This window comes from Arthrobacter sp. B0490 (assembly GCF_002929355.1).
GTDB lineage: Bacteria > Actinomycetota > Actinomycetes > Actinomycetales > Micrococcaceae > Arthrobacter_D.
Genome location: NZ_PJIR01000189.1, coordinates 1 through 509 on the forward strand (window position 1 = coordinate 1; position 509 = coordinate 509).

Here is a 509-nt window from a genome sequence, read left to right on the forward strand (position 1 = left end):
GGCACACTCGGCCCGCAGCAAATGGTGGTCGGCGGCGGCATGGGTCTGCGCTATATCATCCGAGGCACTGCAGTCGTTGAGCATGCCTCCAATGACGGCCCTTTGCTTATCGATAGCTGTAGCACCGTACCAGTGAGCGCTGAGCAGCTCCAACCCAAGGAAAGTCAATGACCGAACACGCCCAGGGGCTTCTCCGGAAGCAGGAGCATCTGGCCCCATTACCCATTCCAACCGGCCAACCCGCCAGCGACCTGATGAATATCATCTGGCGTAAAAATCAGGTGTTTTTGGATATCGGCAGCTTTTCCATGGGAGCGGGTTGGCTGACGTTGCATATGGGGACATTCTTATTTGTCGCTGTTGCTATTTGGGCCGCTTTAGGTGGGGATATTGTGGCCAGCCTGGTGGTTTTAGGGGTTATGGGGGGGCTTATGGGCACCCTTTGGTACTTGTTTATCAAGCAGTACCGCAAGCCACTGATCCCGCCGATTCGCTTTAATCGCCAGCGC

1 protein-coding gene is annotated in these 509 nt (G+C 55.8%); it reads left to right on the top strand.

Going from position 1 to position 509, the window contains the following annotated elements; all coding sequences use genetic code 11:
• Positions 1–167 precede the first annotated feature (167 nt).
• A partial coding sequence (locus tag CXQ97_RS19270) for a hypothetical protein (RefSeq protein ID WP_219815512.1) occupies positions 168–509 on the top strand: 342 nt, incomplete at its 3' end.